Below are 17,250 nucleotides of genomic sequence, written 5' to 3'. Positions count from 1 at the left end.
CCCGTACTCTGCTGAGAACCGACCGCCCCGCTTTCGACCTCGAGGAAGACGTCATGACCGACAACGCTGCGAACTGGAAGTTCGAGACCAAGCAGATCCACACCGGCGCTCAGCCCGACCCCACCACGAACGCGCGGGCCACGCCGATCTACCAGACCACGTCGTACGTGTTCGACAGCGCCGACCACGCGCAGAACCTGTTCGCCCTGGCGGAGTTCGGCAACATCTACACGCGCATCCAGAACCCCACGCAGAACGTGGTGGAGGAGCGGGTCGCGGCTCTCGAAGGCGGGACGGCAGCGCTGCTGGTGGCCTCGGGGCAGGCCGCCGAGACCTTCGCGGTGCTGAACATCGCCCAGGCGGGCGACCACATCGTGTCGTCGTCGTCGATCTACGGCGGCACCTACAACCTCTTCAAGTACACGCTCGCGAAGCTCGGCATCGAGACCACCTTCGTCGAGGACCAGGACGACGCCGAGGAGTGGCGCCGGGCCGTGCGGCCGAACACGAAGCTGTTCTTCGCCGAGACCATCGGCAACCCGAAGATCAACATCCTCGACATCGCACTCGTGGCCGAGGTGGCGCACGAGGCGGGTGTGCCGCTGATCGTCGACAACACCATCGCCACGCCGTACCTCATCCGCCCCCTCGAGCACGGCGCCGACATCGTGGTGCACTCGGCCACCAAGTTCCTCGGCGGGCACGGCACGGTGATCGGCGGCATCATCGTCGACGGCGGAAAATTCGCCTGGTCGAAGAACGTCGAGAAGTTCCCGGGGCTCACCGAACCCGACCCGTCGTACCACGGGGCGAGCTACACGGGCGTGCTGGGCGACGGCATCGCCTACATCATCAAGGCCCGGGTGCAGCTGCTGCGCGACCTGGGCGCCTCGATCGCCCCGGCGAGCGCGTGGCAGCTCATCCAGGGCATCGAGACGCTGTCGCTGCGCATCGAGCGGCACGTGCAGAACGCGCAGGAGATCGCCGAGTGGCTCGACGCCCACGACGACGTGGCGACCGTGTACTACGCCGGTCTGCCGTCGAGCCCGTGGTACGCCGCCGCCAACCGGTACGCCCCCAAGGGCGTCGGGGCCGTGCTGTCGTTCGAGCTGAAGGGCGGGGTGGATGCGGGGCGCACCTTCGTGGAGAGCCTGTCTCTGTTCAGTCACCTCGCGAACATCGGCGACGTGCGCTCGCTGGTCATCCACCCCGCGTCGACGACGCACTCGCAGCTCACCCCCGAGCAGCAGCTCACCACCGGAGTCACCCCCGGTCTGGTTCGCCTCTCGGTGGGCCTGGAGAACATCGTCGACCTCAAGGCCGATCTCGAGTCGGGTCTGGCGGCCGCCCGCGCCGTCGTGCGCGCGAACGCCGTTTAGCCGCCGCGCCGCCACCGCGGCGGCGCAGAAAGACGAACATGGATTGGCAGACCAACGAGGACACCGTGCCCAGCGGGTTCATCACCGATGCCCAGATCCGCTCCGTGCTCGGCAAACCGCCGGCGTCGGGGGCGTGGCGGGCGGGCGACCCGGTGGGCCGGAGGTCGTTCGCCTCGGTGGGCGGGTTCTCGTTCGAGAGCGGCGAGACTCTGCCGGGGGTGCAGCTCGCCTACGAGACCTACGGCACGCTCTCCCCCGCCCGCGACAATGCGGTGCTGGTGCTGCACGCCCTCACCGGTGACAGCAACCTGAACCGCCCGGCCGGCCCCGGCCATCCCACCGACGGCTGGTGGCCGGGCCTCGTGGGCCCCGGCCTGCCGATCGACACCGACCGCTGGTTCGTGGTGGCCCCGAACATGCTCGGCGGCTGCCAGGGCTCCACCGGCCCATCGTCGATGGCGCCCGACGGCGCCGAGTGGGCGGCGCGTTTCCCGTTCACCACCATCGCCGATCAGGTGCGCGCCCAGCATGCCCTCCTCGCCGAGCTCGGCATCGATCGCTGGTTCGCGGTGGTGGGCGGCTCGATGGGCGGCATGCAGGTGCTCGAGTGGGCGGTGCAGTTCCCGGATGCGGTGGACCGGATCGCCGTGATCGCCGCTCCCGCCTTCAGCTCCGCAGACCAGATCGGCCTCAACTCGGTGCAGATCGAGGCGATCCGCGCCGATCCGGCCTTCGCGCACGGCGACTACTACGACGCCCCCGACGGCGAGGGGCCGCACCAGGGGCTGGCGCTCGCCCGCCGGATGGCTCTGCTGAACTATCGCAGCCCGAGCGAGCTGAACGACCGGTTCCGCCGCAGCTGGCAGAGCGGGCTGAACCCTCTGGGCGGCGGGGGCCGGTTCGCGGTGGAGTCGTACCTCGATTTCCACGGCAACAAGTTCACCCGGCGGTTCGACGCGAACACCTACATCACCCTCGTCGAGGCGATGAACTCGCACGACCTCGGCCGCGGACGCCGCAGTGTCGAAGCGGCGCTCGAGTCGGTTGCGGCCACGGCGCTCGTGGTGGGCATCGACAGTGACCGGCTCTTCCCGGTCGACGACCAGCGGCTGATCGCCCGGCACCTGCCGAACGCCCTGGACGGCGACGAACCGGTGGTCATCTCGTCGCCGTTCGGTCACGACGGGTTCTTGATCGAGTTCGATGTCGTCGGCCGCGAGATCGCCCGGCTCTTCGACGCCCCGCGTCGAGACTGACCAGCGCAGAAAAGACGGGTGGGGAACCGCGACTGCGCGACTCCCCACCCAATTCCCCCCGGAACTGGTACCTACTTTAGCGACAGTTGTCGACGTACCCAGCCCCAGTTCGGGGGATAGCGCTGACATCGCCGGAACGACAGTCGCGCCGAGCCCCTCCCGACGGTCTGGACGCCGGCTGTATCATGCACTCGTGCCCAGGACCGACCGTGAACGGCGAAAGCTCCTCACGCGATCGGCGCGGGATCTCGGCCTCATCTTCACCGGGGCCACCGCCGTGTGCGTGGTGGTTCCGAACCTCGGCCGGCTCGAGGATTTCGTGCCGGCGCTCACGCTGCTGGCCCTCACCGCTGTGGCGTTCGTGCTGGTGGGTTCTGCGCGGTCGCTGCTCTGGCCCGCCGTGACCTACACCCTGGCGACGGCGGTGCTCGCGAGCTTCCTGCTGCCCGAGACGCGCTTCGGCGACGCGCCCACCACCGGCGCGGTCACGTTCTTCGCCTCGACCGCGGTGCCCTCTCTCATCCTCACGGTCGCCACCACCCGGCGGTTGCTCTGGGTGGTCATCCCGGCGTACCTCCCGGTGCTGGTGCTCGCGACCATGGCCACCTGGCAGAGCGGCCGGGCGGCCTTCGTGATCATGTCGATGGTGGTGGGCTGGGTGGCGCTCTACGTCACCGCCACCTGGCTCTCCGCGAGCCTCCGGCGCGCCTTCGGCGGCATGGCCCGGCTCGGGCAGGCGCACGCCGTCGAGCGTCAGGCGAGCGAGCTGGAGGCCCAGCGGCGGCACAGTGCCCGACTGATGCACGACACCGTGCTGGCCACCCTCACGCTGCTCGCGCACTCGGGCATCGGCGCCCAGCCCGCCGACCTGCGCCACCAGGCGGGTGAAGACGCCCGGCTGCTGCGCCAGCTGCGGCTCGGCGGAACCCCGATGCCACGTGCCTCGGGCGGCTACACGCTCGAACCGGTGGAGACGAGCGACCTCGGCCACACCCTCGAGTCGGTGAAGCAGCGCTTCGGCCGGGCGGGGCTTCAGGTCGCCTGGCACGGCAGCGGTCAGATCCTGCTGCCGTCCCACGTGCTCGACTCGTTCCTGCTCGCGCTGTCGGAGTGCCTCGAGAACGTCAGGCGGCACGCCCAGGTGGGCACCGCTGACGTCACCATCTCCGAGGACGACACGTCGGTGCGGGCCATGGTGACGGATGCGGGCGTGGGCTTCGATCTCGACTCCGTCGACGTGGGCCGGCTGGGCCTGGCCGAATCGGTCAGGGCCCGCATCACCGACGTGGGCGGCAAGGTGCGGCTGTTCTCCTCCCCCGGTTCGGGAACCACGGTGGTGCTGGAAGTGCCGAAGTGACCGATCCGACTCCCCCGCCGGCGGCCCGCCCCGCCAACCCGACGCCGGTCAACTGGACACCGGGAGCAGGTACGCGCAGCCGCATCCGCACCGCCGACGACGACGGAGCGCTCACCCGCCTCGTGCGCGCCCGCCGGCTCGGCCCCGGCGCCGCCGACGCCGTGCGGCAGGACATCGCCCGCGACCCCCGCCTGGGTATCGGCTACCTGGGGGTGGGGGCCGTGATCGTCGGAGCGATGCTGATCTGCCGCGGTCTGTTCTCCCTCGCCTGGACCTGGAACCTCAACGACCTGCTGCCCCTCACCGTCACGGCGTGGTTCGTGGTGATGGCCGCGTTCGCGTCGACTGTGCTGATCGCATTGCGCACCCGGGGCACCCTGCCCCTCTGGGCCTGGACCGGTCTGCTGGTCGCGGATGCCCTGGCGCTCACGCTCGACCACGTGGCCGTGCTGAGCAGCGCCGACACCGACTACTTCACCGTCTCGGTGGGAGTCGGTGCCACCCTCGCGGCGTGCGCCACCTTCCGGCCGCTGGCGAACGTGCTGGTGGCTGCCATCACCCTCACCGCGCTCGAGGTGGTGGTGCTGGCCGCCCAGGCCTTCACCGACCCCGCGGCCACGGCCAACGGGGTGCAGCAGACCGCCCTCTCGGTGGGCCCGGTGTTCGCCGCCCTGCTGGTGGTGCACTCCTTCAGCAACCTCGTGCAGCGCGAACTCGACCGCACCATCGCCGAGAGCACCATCGGAGCGCCGCGCTACGGTCTCGGGCTCGTGGCCTCGACCGAGCTGACCCGGCTCGATCTGGCTGCGGAACGGCTGCTGCAGGAGGTGGCGTCAGGTCGCACCCCCCTGCCGCTGGACCGCGCCCAGACCGCCACGGCCGCCGGGCTCGCGAACGACCTGAGGCGACTGCTCGTGGCGGGCCGCCGCGAGACCTGGCTGCACCACGCGATCGCCGAGTCGGAATACCTCTCCACGGCCGTGCACCTGTCCGACCCCGACGGGCTGGCCGGTTATCTCGAACCGGCGCAGCGCGAGGGTCTGCTCTCGGCCGTGTGGCTGATCGTCGACGAGTCGGGCCGGTACACGCCCACCATCGACGTGAAGATCAGCCGCCCCGGTTCGCTCGGCACAGCCGACCCGCTCGATAGGATGGTGCTCCCGACGACCCTGTCGATCGGCGGCATACCACGCCGTCGCATCGATCCGGGTGTCTGGTCGGCACTGTCCCGAGTCGGCCAGTACACGGTGGAGACCCGTTCGGGTCGTCTCCGGGTCGGAGTCGACGCCCACGTTGTCGTGCCGGATGCCTCGCGGTGATCCGGCCGGAAGGAGACCTGTGGTGACGACCACCCGAGAGCCGATCCGCCTGGCCATCGTCGACGACCACCGGATGCTGCTCGGCGCCCTCACCGAGTGGATCCGGGGCGCGGCCGACGACATCACCATGGTGGCCGCGGTGACCACCTGGCCCGACCTCCTCACGCATCCGGAGTTCCCGGTCGACGTGGTGCTGCTGGACCTCGACCTCAAGGACAACCTGCCGGTGTCGGTGAAGCTGCGCGCCCTGAAGTCGGCCGGTGTGAAGACCGTGCTGATGAGCACGTACTCCGAACCCGTGGTGGTGCGCGAGGCGATCGCCGCCGGAGCGCTCGGCTATCTCGTCAAGAGCGAGGAGGCCGGCATGATCGTGGAGGCCATCCGCGCCGCCTTCGTGGGCGACAGCTTCATCTCCACCGAGCTCGACCTCGCCCTCGCGGCCGACGACCTCGAGTCCTCCCCCCGCCTCTCGGCGCAGGAGCGGCGCGTGATGGCGCTCTACGGCGGCGGCGAGCCGGTGAAACAGGTCGCGAAAGCGCTCGCCATCTCCGAGGAGACGGCGAAGTCGTACCTCAAACGCATCCGTGAGAAGTACCGCCTGGTGGGCATCGACGTGGGCACCAAGGTGGCGCTGCGCAAGCGTGCCATCCAAGACGGCCTGCTGCCGCGCGACGAGTACCTCGGCAACCAGACGGCCGAGACGTTCGAAGACGACGTGCTGCCGAGCTGAGCCTTCGGGAGAAGGCGATCAGTCGCCCGCGCGGCGCTCCAGCGCGGCTTCGAGCCGCTCGACCTTGCCGCTGAGCTCTCCGGTGTGCCCGGGCCGGATGTCGGCCTTCAGCACCAGGGAGACGCGCGAGCCGTAGGCTCCCACAGCCTCGGTGGCGCGCCGGATGACGTCGAACACCTCGTCCCACTCGCCCTCGATGGTGGTGAACATCGAGTCGGTCGAGTTCGGAAGACCGGATGCGCGCACCACCGCGACCGCTGCGGCCACCGCGTCGTGCACGCTGGCCGAGTCGCCCTCACCCGCGGGCGAGGCCCCGCCCGACGGTGCCACGGAAAACGCCACCAGCATGATGCCCCATCTCTGTCGAACGCTTTCTACTCTGCCACAGCATCACCACGGCGATCACGAGCATCACGACGCTCAGCAGGTTGCGCAGCGACAGCACGGTGAGCATCACCGGGTCGAGCCCGAGGATGGAGTCGTAGGCGATCGGGTAGATGATCTGGGTGAGCCCGGCCATCACGAACGCGAGCACCGCCGGCCAGAAGAACCGCCGGCCCTGCGTGACGATGCCCAGGATGACGGGGGCCGACAGCCACACCATGAACTGCGGCGAGCCGACCTTGTTGAACACGATCAGAGCCATCACCAGGGCCAGTGCGAGCGCCGGCAGCACGTGGGTGGCCGGGGTGCCCGAGCGCACCACCAGGAGGGCCAGTACCAGCACGGCCGCGACCGCCACCACGAGCAGCGGGGTCATCAGCAGGGCCGCCGCGTCACTGCCGGGGCCGGTGACCTGGAAGGTGAGGATCTGCTGGTCGTAGTACACCTGCGACCCGCCGCCGAAGAACGCCGACCAGAGCCACACGACCGACACGGGGGCCTCGATCTGCATGCCGCGACCGGTCTGCTCCGACACGAAGCTGAAGGCGTTGCCCCCGGCGCCGAGCGCGAGGGCGGCGGCCAGCACGGCCACCAGGGTGACGGCCGCGGCGACGGCGACGCGCATCCGTCGACGTACCGAGATGACGACGGCGGCGATCATGGCCGCGGGCCACACCTTCACCCAGGTGGCCAGGGCGAGCAGCACACCGGCGAGGGCTGGCCGGTCGCGCACCACCAGGAGCCCCGCGATCACCAGGTCGACCGTGATGATGTCGATGCGGCCGAGCGCCACCGACCCCAGGAGGAAGAGGAAGATCAGCCACCACCAGGCCGCCGCGAGACGCAGCAGCTCGCCGGTCTCCAGCGGTCGGCCGGCCCGCCGGGTGCGGGCGGTGAGGTAGGCGAAGATCGAGGCGTCGGCCACCGTGACCACCAGCATCCAGCCGATGCCGTAGTTGTCGGGACCGAGCACGCCGGCGGCCAGCATCGGCACGATGGCCACGATCGGGTACACCCACGGGCCGTCGATGCCGAGGCGGTAGCCCTCCTGGAACTGCTCCACCCACCCCTTGTAGACGTTCGTGACGTCGCCGAAGGGCTGGTTGGGGTGGGTGAGTCCCACGTAACCGAGCCAGACATGGAGGGCGACGAAGGCGGCCCACAGCACGAGAGGCGAGGCCGCGAGGCGTCGGAGGCGAATCAGCACGTGCGTCATCCTAGGGCGTGTCGTCGGAGTGGAGCCTGCGCACCGGTCGTTCTCAGCCGTCAACCACCTTCGCTTGATTGACTACGACAGATCCCTGAGACCGAGAGTCACTGTGAACAGAACCTCCAAGACCGCCGTCGCCCTTGTGGCGTCGGCCGCGGCCGTGGGCGCCATCGCGCTCGTGGCGGTGCCGATCCTCGCGCGCAGCATGACGCTCGACACCGCGGCCACCGTGCAGGCCGTGATGCCGACGGTGTTCGGCAGTCCGGTCGACGAGGCCGACGGCGGGGCGGAGAGCACCTCTTTCTTCATCGACGGCTCGTCGTCGATCGGCTACCGGATGGACGAGAGCTCGGGCGACGAACTGGTTCTCGCCCGCACCTCCGACATCTCCGGCGTGATCGCCCGCACGGGCGAGACCATCACCACGGCCGAGTTCATGGTCGACCTGGCCACGCTCTCGGTCGACGGCGGCCCGCGCGACGCGGTGCTCGGCGCCCTGATCGCCGCGACCGGCGGCAACTCCACCGCCTCGTTCGTGCTGAGCCAGCCCGTCGATCTGCCCGAGGCCGGCAGCGGGCCGATGGCCACGTCCATCACCGGCACGCTGACGGTGCGCGGCATCAGCCGGCCCGTCACGGCGGACGCCGTGATCGACTTCGACGGCGACGAGGGCACTCTCACCGGCAGCATCCCGGTGGTGCTCACCGACTACGGGTTCCCGCCCGAGGCATTGGCCGCGGTCGGCGCCGACGACACCGCCCACATCGACATCGATCTGGTGGCCGAAGCCGCCCGCTGACCCGCGGGTCGGCGGCATCCGGAACCGGGCTCAGCCTGCCGTTCCGCTGACCAGTCGCGCCACCACGCGGGGCACGGCCTCGGCGATGTCGAGCGCCGCGATGGGGCCGTGGTCGGATGCCCGTTGCGCCGCCCAGGCGTGCACGAACGCCCCCGTCGCGGCGAGGGCGACCAGCCGATCGGGGTCGGCGAGCACCTCGCCCGCGTGGGTGGCGACGATCGCGCCCACGATTCCGCCGAGCACGTCGCCCGAGCCGGCGGTGGCGGCCCAGCTGGAGGGGGCCTCGACCCGGGCCGCGGTGCGCTCCCGGCCTGGCCGCTCGGGGGCGCACACGTGGGTGGTGCGTCCCTTGAGCAGCACCACCTGACCCGTGGCGTCGGCGGCGCGGGCGGCCCAGTGCTCCGGGTCGGCCTCGACGGTGGCGCGGTCGACGTCGACGCCCGACCGCGTCAGCAGGGTGACCAGCTCGCCGGCGTGCGGGGTGAGCACCGCCGGGCCGGTGAGACGCTCCACCAGGTCGAGGGCGCCGGCATCCACGACCACGGGCACGCCGTCACCGATCGCCCGCTGGAGGGCACGGGTGGTGTCGGCATCCCGGTCGCCGGTGCTCATGCCCGAGCCGATCAGCCAGGCCTGCACCCGCCCGGCGGCGGTGACCACCTCGGGCCGCGCCCGCAGCACGAGGTCGCTCGCGCGGGCCGGCCCGAGGTAGCGCACCATGCCGAGGCCGGTGCGCACGGCCGCGTCGACGCCCAGCACGGCGGCGCCCGGGTACTCGTCGGAGCCCGTGACGATGCCGAGCACGCCGCGGCTGTACTTGTCGTCGTGGGCGCCGGGAACCGCGATGCACTCCGAGGCGGCGAGCTCGTTCCAGGCGCGCCAGTGCACCGGTGGGATCGCGGGGTTAGAGTCGTGGTCGGCCATGATTCCACGATAGGACTCCGGCCCCCGGCCCGCCGCGTCGAGGAGCGACACCCGCTCGTTCAGCCCGGGCCCGCGCGCCGACGCGCATCCGTCACCCGCCGTTCGAGAGGTCGCCGTGCCCCAGCCCGCATCGTCAGAACCCGCATCGCCTGAGTCGGCTGTGCCCCAGCGCGCCGTGCCCCAGCCCGCACTGTTCCAGCCCTATGTCGCCCGCTCCGTCACGGTGCGCAACCGCGTGTGGGTGGCGCCGATGTGCCAGTACTCGGCCGACGACCGCGACGGCATGCCGAACGACTGGCACCTCATGCACCTCGGCCAGTTCGCCGCGGGCGGGGCGGGCCTCGTGATGACCGAGGCCACGGCCGTCACCCCCGAGGGCCGCATCTCGCCGGAGGATCTCGGCCTCTGGAACGACGCGCAACGCGACGCCTTCGCCCGGATCACCTCGTTCATCCGCTCGCAGGGGGCCGTACCCGCCATCCAGCTCGCGCACGCCGGGCGCAAGGCCTCCACCTTCCGCCCCTGGGATCCCCGCCGTGGCTCGGTGCCGATCGACGAGGGCGGCTGGCCCACCGTCGGCCCGTCGGCCGTGGCGTTCGGCGACTACGCCGAGCCGCGGGCGCTCGGCACCGACGAGCTGCCGGCCGTGGTCGCCGCCTTCGCCGACGCCGCCCGCCGCGCCCTGCAGGCCGGCTTCGAGGTGCTCGAGGTGCACGCCGCGCACGGCTACCTGCTGCACCAGTTCCTCTCTCCGCTGTCGAACACGAGAACGGATGCCTACGGCGGCTCCCTGGAGAACCGCGCCCGCCTGGTGCTCGAGGTGGTGCGCGCCGTGCGAGGCGCCGTGGGCGACGACCTGCCCGTGTTCGTGCGGTTCTCGGCCACCGACTGGGCCGAGGGCGGCTGGACCGTGGAGGAGACCGCGATCGTGTCGGGCTGGGTGGCCGACGCGGGCGGCGACCTCGTCGACGTCTCCAGCGGCGGCAACGTGCTGCATCAGAGCATCCCGGTCGGCCCGCTCTATCAGGTGCCGCTCGCCGAGCAGGTCACGCATGACTCGGGCGTGCCGGTGTCGGCCGTGGGCCTGATCACCACCCCGCAGCAGGCCGAAGACGTCGTCGCCTCCGGGCGGGCCGACGCGGTGATGCTCGCGCGCGAGCTGCTGCGCGACCCGCACTTCGCCCTGCGGGCGGCCCACGAACTGGGCGCGGAGATCGACTACTGGCCGGCGCAGTACGTGCGGGCGCGTCTCGAGCCCGGGGCCTGACGCCCCGGTCTCCCTACGCCTGACGCCTCGTGGCGTCGTGCACTTCGCCCACGAGCTCCTCGATGATGTCCTCGAGGAAGAGCACACCGGTGGTGAGCCCCGACTCGGTGAACGACCGGGCGAGGTGCGCCCCCGACTTCCGCATGGTGGCGAGGGCGTCTTCGAGCTCGGTCTTCTCGAACAGCGACGGCAGCTGGCGCACGCGCTTCGTGGGGATGGGGTCGTCGAACTCGTCGTCGTCGAGGTCGATCACGTCTTTCAGGTGCACGTAGCCGGCCGGCATCCCCTCGTCGTCCAGCAGCACGTAGCGCGAGAAGCCGTACTTCGCTACGGCGCGCTCCACGTCGGCGGGGGTGGCCCCGGCCGGGAGGCTCACCAGCGAATCGAGCGGAACGGCCACGTCGGCGACCGTCTTGGCCGTGAACTCGAACGCCGCCGTGAGGGTGCCCGCGGTGTCGGAGAGCACTCCCTCCTTCTGCGACTGCGTCACGATGGTCGAGACCTCGTCGAGCGTGAACGCGCTGGCGGCCTCGCTCTTGGGTTCGACGCGGAACAGCCGCAGCACGCCGTTGGCCGTGGCGTTGAGAGCCACGATCGCGAAGCGAAACACGCGGGCGATGGCCACCAGCGGGGTGGCCAGCAGCAGCACGGCCCGGTCGGGCACCGAGAACGAGATGTTCTTGGGCACCATCTCGCCGAGCACCACGTGCAGGAACGACACCAGCAGCAGCGTGATGACGAACGCCACCGCGCCGCTGGCCTCCTCGGGCAGCCCCACCAGGTGCAGCGGCCCTTCCAGCAGGTGATGGATGGCGGGCTCAGACACGTTCAGGATGAGCAGCGAGCACACCGTGATTCCGAGCTGGGTGGTGGCCAGCATGAGCGTGGCGTGCTCCATGGCCCAGAGAGCCGTCTTGGCGCTCGCTTTGCCCTGCTCGGCGAGCGGTTCGATCTGCGACCGGCGCGCCGAGATCACCGCGAACTCGGCTGCCACGAAGAAGGCGTTGCCGGCCAGCAGCACCACGAGCCACACGATCCCCAGCCAGTCAGCCACGGTTCGCCCCCTCGTTCGAGGCGCCGGGCGCGGTCGCGGGGTGGGCGGGCGCCGTCGCGGCGTCGTCGGGCGACGGCACGAAACGGATGCGGTCGATCCGCCGGCCGTCGAGTCTCTCCACCCGCAGCACCCCGTCGTCCGTCGCCACGGTGTCCCCCACCTCGGGGAGCCGGCCGAGCGCGCTCATCATGAAACCGGCCACCGTCTCGTAAGGTCCGTCCTCCGGCACCACGATGCCTGCCTGATCGGCCAGCTCGTCGGGTCGAAGCATGCCGGGGAAGGTGGTGCCCGTGCGGGTCTCCACCACACCGGCACGCGAGCGGTCGTGCTCGTCGACGAGCTCGCCCACGAGTTCCTCGACGAGGTCCTCGAGCGTCACCACCCCGGCGGTTCCGCCGTACTCGTCGATCACCACGGCCATCTGGTAGCCGCGACCGCGCAGCTCGCCGAGCAGCAGGTCGAGGGTCATCGTCTCGGGCACACGCAGCGTGTCGGTCATGATCGCCACCGCCGGCACCTCGCTCCGCCGGTCGCGCGGGATCGACACCGCCTGCTTCACGTGCACGAGCCCCACGATGTCGTCGATGTCGTCGTCGACCACCGGAAAACGGGAGTGCCCGGTCGTGCGGGCGAGCTCGAGCACGGCGGAGGCCGACTCGTCGCGGCGCACACTCACGATCCGCGGTCGCGGGGTCATCACCTCGGAGGCGTCGTGCGAGGAGAACAGGAGGGTGCGGTTCAGCAGCGTGGCCGTGTCGAGATCGAGGCTGCCCTGCAGTGCCGACCGGCGCACGAGCGAGGAGAGCTCCTCCGCGGTGCGGGCCCCGGAGAGCTCTTCCTTCGGCTCGATGCCGATCAGGCGCAGCAGCCCGTTGGCACTGTTGTTCAGCAGCGCGACGGCGGGCCGGAACACCATCGTGAAGGCCAGCTGGAACGGCACCACGATGCGGGCGGTCTTCAGCGGCAGGGCGAGCGCGAAGTTCTTCGGCACGAGCTCGCCCACGATCATCGACAGCAGGGTGGCGAACACGATGCCGACGGTCGCGCTGATGGCGGGCACGACCTGCTCCGGTATGCCCACCCCGGTGAGCGGGTCACGGAGCAGCGACGAGATGGCCGGCTCCATCGTGTACCCCGTGAGCAGCGTCGTGAGGGTGATGCCCAACTGCGCGCTGGAGAGATGCGTCGAGGTGTGCTTCAGCGCCGTGATCGCGGGCTGCAAGCCCTTCTCGCCCCGGGCCGACCGGGCCTCGAGGTCGGAGCGATCGAGGTTCACCAACGAGAACTCGCTCGCGACGAAGAAGCCCGTCCCGATCGTGAGCAGAAGGCCCACACCCAGCATGATCCATTCGAAAACCATTGTCTGTGCGACTCTACCGGGGCTGCCGTCCGTTCGGGTCACCCCGGGGGCTGTCGGGGGGCCGAACGGTGGTCAGTCGTCAGCCGACCCGCAGCCGGAAAGGATTAGGCTGGAGACAGCACGTGTCCGCGCGTGAACACGCAGCGAAGCAGACACCGGCACGTGCCACGACGAGGCAAACGGGAAGTGGGCGATCGGCTTTGGCTAGCCAATTGACGGGTACGAATACCGACGAGGGCGCATCCGGAGAATTCGGAGCGAACGAATGGCTCGTGGACGAGCTGTACGAGCAGTACCTCGCCGACAAGAATTCGGTCGACAAGTCCTGGTGGCCGGTGCTGGAGAGCTACCGCTCGAACCAGCAGTCCGGCGGCACCGCCGCGGCGCCGGCGGCGTCGGCGTCGGCCGCCTCGAAGTCGGCCGATGAGGCGCCGGCCGACGGCAGCCCTGCCGAGTCGGCCCCGGTGGAGGGCAGTTCCCCCACCACGGTCACCACGAACACCCCGCCCGCGCAGAGCGAGTCGCAGCAGATCGCCGAGGCGTCGGGCTCGCGGCCGGTGAGCCAGCCGGTGGCCAAGACCACCAGCATCGAGGCCAAGCCGCAGCCCATCCCGGCCGAGGCGCCCTCCGCCCGGCCCTCCACCGCAGAGCAGGCGGCGAAGGATGCCGCGGAAGACGCCGACAAGGACGTCGTCGCCCCGCTCCGCGGCATGGCCAAGTCGCTCGCCACCAACATGGACGCGAGCCTCACCGTCCCCACGGCCACCAGCGTGCGCTCGATCCCGGCGAAGCTGCTGATCGACAACCGCATCGTCATCAACAACCACCTGCGGCGCTCGCGCGGCGGCAAGGTGTCGTTCACGCACCTCATCGGCTGGGCCCTCGTGCAGGCGCTCAAGGAATTCCCGAGCCAGAACGTCTACTACGACGAGGTCGACGGCAAGCCCTCGGTGGTCGCCCCCGCCCACGTGGGCCTCGGCATCGCCATCGACATCCCCAAGCCCGACGGGTCGCGGGCACTGCTCGTCCCCGGCATCAAGCGGGCCGACACCATGTCGTTCAACGAGTTCCTGGCCGCCTACGAAGACCTCGTGCGCCGGGCCCGCGGCAACAAGCTCACGGCCACCGACTTCCAGGGCACCACCATCTCGCTCACCAACCCGGGCGGAATCGGCACGGTGCACTCCGTGCCCCGGCTGATGAAGGGGCAGGGCGCCATCATCGGCGCCGGTGCGCTGGAGTACCCGGCGGAGTTCCAGGGCGCGTCGCCCCGGGTGCTCTCCGACCTCGGCATCGGCAAGATCATCACGCTCACGAGCACCTACGACCACCGCGTCATCCAGGGTGCCGGGTCGGGCGAGTTCCTGAAGAAGGTGCACGAACTGCTCCTGGGCGAGCGCGGCTTCTACGAGAACATCTTCGCCGAGCTGCGCATCCCCTACGAGCCCATCCGCTGGGCCTCCGACATCTCGGTCGACGAGGCGAGCGCCATCGACAAGACGGCGCGCGTGCAGGAGCTCATCAACGCCTTCCGCGTGCGCGGCCACCTGATGGCCGACATCGACCCGCTGGAATACCGTCAGCGCTCGCACCCCGACCTCGACATCGCCACCCACGGCCTCACCTTCTGGGATCTCGACCGCGAGTTCGTCACCGGTGAGTTCGGGATGACGCGGCAGGCGTACCTCCGCGACATCCTGGGCGTGCTGCGCGACTCCTACTGCCGCAAGATCGGCATCGAGTACATGCACATCCAGGATCCCGCCGAGCGGCGCTGGATCCAGGAGAAGATCGAGCGGCCCTATGCCAAGCCCGGCCACGACGAGCAGATGCGCATCCTGGAGAAGCTCAACGAGGCCGAGGCCTTCGAGACCTTCCTGCAGACGAAGTACGTGGGCCAGAAGCGCTTCTCGCTGGAGGGTGGCGAATCGACGATCGCCCTGCTGGACGCGATCATCCAGGGCGCGGCCGAAGAGGGCCTCGACGAGGTGGCCATCGGCATGGCGCACCGAGGACGCCTGAACGTGCTGACGAACATCGCCGGCAAGACCTACGGCCAGATCTTCCGCGAGTTCGAGGGCACCCAGGACCCGCGCACCGTGCAGGGCTCGGGCGACGTGAAGTACCACCTCGGCACCGAGGGCACCTTCACCGCGTCCGACGGCAAGGAGATCCCGGTCTACCTCGCTGCGAACCCCTCCCACCTCGAGGCCGCCGACGGCGTGCTCGAGGGCGTCGTCCGGGCCAAGCAGGACCGCAAGCCCATCGGCACCTTCTCCACGCTGCCCATCCTGATCCACGGCGACGCCGCCCTCGCGGGCCAGGGCGTCGTGGTGGAGACGCTGCAGATGTCGCAGCTGCGCGGCTACCGCACCGGCGGCACCATCCACCTCAACATCAACAACCAGGTCGGCTTCACCACCCCGCCGAGCGAATCGCGCAGCTCGGTCTACTCCACCGACGTGGCGAAGACCATCCAGGCGCCGATCTTCCATGTGAACGGCGACGACCCCGAGTCGGTGGTGCGGGTGGCGCAGCTGGCGTTCGAGTTCCGCCAGAAGTTCCACCGCGACGTGTTCATCGACCTGATCTGCTACCGCCGCCGCGGGCACAACGAGGGCGACGACCCCTCGATGACCCAGCCGCTGATGTACAACCTGATCGAGGCCAAGCGCTCGGTGCGCAAGCTCTACACCGAGGCCCTCCTCGGCCGCGGCGACATCACCGAGGAGGAGTACGAAGAGGTCCACCGCGACTTCCAGGACCGACTCGAGCGCGCCTTCGCCGAGACCCACGCCGCGCAGACGGCGTCGATCCCGATCATCACCGACGACACGCAGGCGGTGGCCGACCTCGAACGCCCCGAGGCCCAGCGCGACGACAGCACCACGAAGCCGTTCGACACCGCCGTGGCGGAGTCGACCATCCATCTCATCGGCGACGCCTTCGACAACAAGCCCTCGGGCTTCACTGTGCACCCGAAGCTGCAGCAGCTGCTGAACAAGCGGGTCGACATGAGCCGGAACGGCGGCATCGACTGGGCCTTCGGCGAACTGCTGGCCCTCGGATCGCTGCTGACCGAGGGCACTCCCGTGCGCCTCGCCGGCCAGGATGCGCGCCGCGGCACGTTCGTGCAGCGTCACGCGGTGCTGCACGACCGCGAGAACGGTCAGGAATGGCTGCCGCTGGCGAACCTCTCGGAGAAGCAGGCCCGGTTCTGGATCTACGACTCCCTGCTCAGCGAGTATGCGGCCATGGGCTTCGAGTACGGCTACTCGGTCGAGCGCCCCGACGCGCTCGTGCTCTGGGAGGCCCAGTTCGGCGACTTCGCCAACGGCGCCCAGATCATCATCGACGAGTTCATCTCGTCGGCCGAGCAGAAGTGGGGCCAGCGGTCATCGCTCGTGCTGCTGCTGCCGCACGGCTACGAGGGCCAAGGGCCCGACCACTCCTCCGCCCGCATCGAGCGCTACCTGCAGATGTGCGCCGAGGACAACATGACGGTCGCCCGTCCGTCGACCCCAGCGTCGTACTTCCACCTGCTCCGCCGCCAGGCCTACGCCCGGCCGCGGAAGCCGCTGATCGTCTTCACCCCGAAAGCGATGCTGCGACTGCGCGGTGCGACCAGCTCGGTCGACGACCTCACCAGCGGCCGGTTCGAGCCGGTGATCGACGACAGCCGCATCACCGACAAGTCTGCGGTCACCAAGGTGCTGCTGCACTCGGGCAAGATCCACTACGACCTGGCCAACGAGCTGCAGAAAAACCCGAACGACGCGATCGCCCTGGTTCGCCTGGAGCAGTTCTACCCGCTGCCGATCGAGGAGATCACGTCCACGCTCGCCGGCTACCCCGATGCCGATCTGGTGTGGGTGCAGGACGAGCCGCAGAACCAGGGAGCGTGGCCCTTCATCCTGACGGAGCTGGCGAAGCACCTCGAGGGGCGCACCATCTCGGTGGTCTCCCGCCCGTCGGCGGCCTCCCCCGCCGCCGGCAGCGCCAAGCGCCACGCCGTGGAGCAGGCCGAGCTCATCGCCCGCGCCCTGAGCTAGCCCGGCCCTGAGCTTGCCGGCCCTGAGCTAGCTGTACTGCCCAGGGACGTTGGTTGATGTGTGATGTCTTGAAGTGACGAAGACCTCCGGTGGAGGGTTGGAGCTGTCTAGGTTCCATCACCACTGCCGGAGGTCTTCGTGTCTCACCGTAATGCTGCT

Annotated in this window: 13 protein-coding genes; 8 read left to right on the top strand and 5 right to left on the bottom strand. The window is 70.1% G+C overall.

The window, feature by feature from the left end; all coding sequences use genetic code 11:
- Positions 1-53: 53 nt before the first annotated feature.
- The 5 genes from ACEXOR_RS08910 to ACEXOR_RS08890 all read left to right on the top strand — a co-directional run bounded on the left by ACEXOR_RS08910 (position 54) and on the right by ACEXOR_RS08890 (position 6,041).
- On the top strand, positions 54-1,379 hold the full coding sequence (locus ACEXOR_RS08910) for a bifunctional o-acetylhomoserine/o-acetylserine sulfhydrylase (RefSeq protein ID WP_374849233.1): 1,326 nt from the start codon (positions 54-56) through the stop codon (positions 1,377-1,379).
- A 38-nt stretch (positions 1,380-1,417) separates the two neighbouring features.
- The gene (metX, locus tag ACEXOR_RS08905) at positions 1,418-2,635 is read left to right on the top strand and encodes a homoserine O-acetyltransferase MetX (protein ID WP_374849232.1); all 1,218 of its coding nucleotides are present in this window, start codon (positions 1,418-1,420) and stop codon (positions 2,633-2,635) included.
- A gap of 193 nt (positions 2,636-2,828) precedes the next feature.
- Positions 2,829-3,992, top strand: coding sequence for a sensor histidine kinase (locus ACEXOR_RS08900; protein WP_374849231.1), 1,164 nt, complete (start codon positions 2,829-2,831; stop codon positions 3,990-3,992).
- On the top strand, positions 3,989-5,311 hold the full coding sequence (locus ACEXOR_RS08895; protein ID WP_374849230.1) for a hypothetical protein: 1,323 nt from the start codon (positions 3,989-3,991) through the stop codon (positions 5,309-5,311). Before ACEXOR_RS08900 ends, ACEXOR_RS08895 begins: the two co-directional genes overlap by 4 nt.
- A 22-nt stretch (positions 5,312-5,333) precedes the next feature.
- Complete coding sequence (locus ACEXOR_RS08890; protein WP_374849229.1) at positions 5,334-6,041, top strand: response regulator; 708 nt, start codon at positions 5,334-5,336, stop codon at positions 6,039-6,041.
- Between the two features lie 18 nt (positions 6,042-6,059).
- Here the strand turns inward: ACEXOR_RS08890 and ACEXOR_RS08885 are convergent, their stop codons facing one another.
- Together ACEXOR_RS08885 and ACEXOR_RS08880 are read right to left on the bottom strand one after the other, a co-directional pair.
- Positions 6,060-6,389 carry a thiamine-binding protein gene (locus ACEXOR_RS08885; protein ID WP_374849228.1) on the bottom strand — a complete coding sequence of 110 codons (330 nt, stop codon included), beginning with the start codon at positions 6,387-6,389 and terminating at the stop codon, positions 6,060-6,062.
- Positions 6,337-7,632 carry a glycosyltransferase 87 family protein gene (locus ACEXOR_RS08880; RefSeq protein ID WP_374849227.1) on the bottom strand — a complete coding sequence of 432 codons (1,296 nt, stop codon included), beginning with the start codon at positions 7,630-7,632 and terminating at the stop codon, positions 6,337-6,339. Before ACEXOR_RS08880 ends, ACEXOR_RS08885 begins: the two co-directional genes overlap by 53 nt.
- Positions 7,633-7,744: 112 nt before the next feature.
- On the opposite strand from ACEXOR_RS08880, the gene ACEXOR_RS08875 reads away from it, so the two are divergent.
- Complete coding sequence (locus ACEXOR_RS08875) at positions 7,745-8,434, top strand: YceI family protein (protein WP_374849226.1); 690 nt, start codon at positions 7,745-7,747, stop codon at positions 8,432-8,434.
- Between the two features lie 30 nt (positions 8,435-8,464).
- On the opposite strand, the gene ACEXOR_RS08870 is transcribed toward ACEXOR_RS08875, so the two are convergent.
- Positions 8,465-9,358: an ADP-dependent NAD(P)H-hydrate dehydratase gene (locus tag ACEXOR_RS08870; RefSeq protein WP_374849225.1), complete on the bottom strand. Its 894-nt coding sequence runs from the start codon at positions 9,356-9,358 to the stop codon at positions 8,465-8,467.
- Between the two features lie 160 nt (positions 9,359-9,518).
- Here ACEXOR_RS08870 and ACEXOR_RS08865 point away from each other — a divergent pair, with 160 nt between their 5' ends.
- A complete protein-coding gene (locus tag ACEXOR_RS08865) occupies positions 9,519-10,625 on the top strand; it encodes an NADH:flavin oxidoreductase/NADH oxidase (protein WP_374849224.1) in 1,107 nt (368 codons plus the stop codon).
- A 13-nt stretch (positions 10,626-10,638) separates the two neighbouring features.
- Here the strand turns inward: ACEXOR_RS08865 and ACEXOR_RS08860 are convergent, their stop codons facing one another.
- Together ACEXOR_RS08860 and ACEXOR_RS08855 are read right to left on the bottom strand one after the other, a co-directional pair.
- Positions 10,639-11,679 carry a hemolysin family protein gene (locus ACEXOR_RS08860; RefSeq protein WP_374849223.1) on the bottom strand — a complete coding sequence of 347 codons (1,041 nt, stop codon included), beginning with the start codon at positions 11,677-11,679 and terminating at the stop codon, positions 10,639-10,641.
- Complete coding sequence (locus ACEXOR_RS08855; protein ID WP_374849222.1) at positions 11,672-13,039, bottom strand: hemolysin family protein; 1,368 nt, start codon at positions 13,037-13,039, stop codon at positions 11,672-11,674. The genes ACEXOR_RS08860 and ACEXOR_RS08855 overlap by 8 nt, the downstream gene beginning before the upstream one ends.
- A 200-nt stretch (positions 13,040-13,239) precedes the next feature.
- On the opposite strand from ACEXOR_RS08855, the gene ACEXOR_RS08850 reads away from it, so the two are divergent.
- Positions 13,240-17,091 (top strand): multifunctional oxoglutarate decarboxylase/oxoglutarate dehydrogenase thiamine pyrophosphate-binding subunit/dihydrolipoyllysine-residue succinyltransferase subunit, encoded by a 3,852-nt coding sequence (locus ACEXOR_RS08850; protein WP_374849221.1) that lies wholly within the window; start codon positions 13,240-13,242, stop codon positions 17,089-17,091.
- Positions 17,092-17,250 lie beyond the last annotated feature (159 nt).

It is taken from the genome of Herbiconiux liangxiaofengii (assembly GCF_041927335.1).
GTDB classification, from domain to species: Bacteria; Actinomycetota; Actinomycetes; order Actinomycetales; family Microbacteriaceae; genus Herbiconiux; species Herbiconiux liangxiaofengii.
The sequence above is the reverse complement of the archived record's forward strand: the minus strand, read 5'-3'. Positions and strand labels throughout refer to the sequence as shown.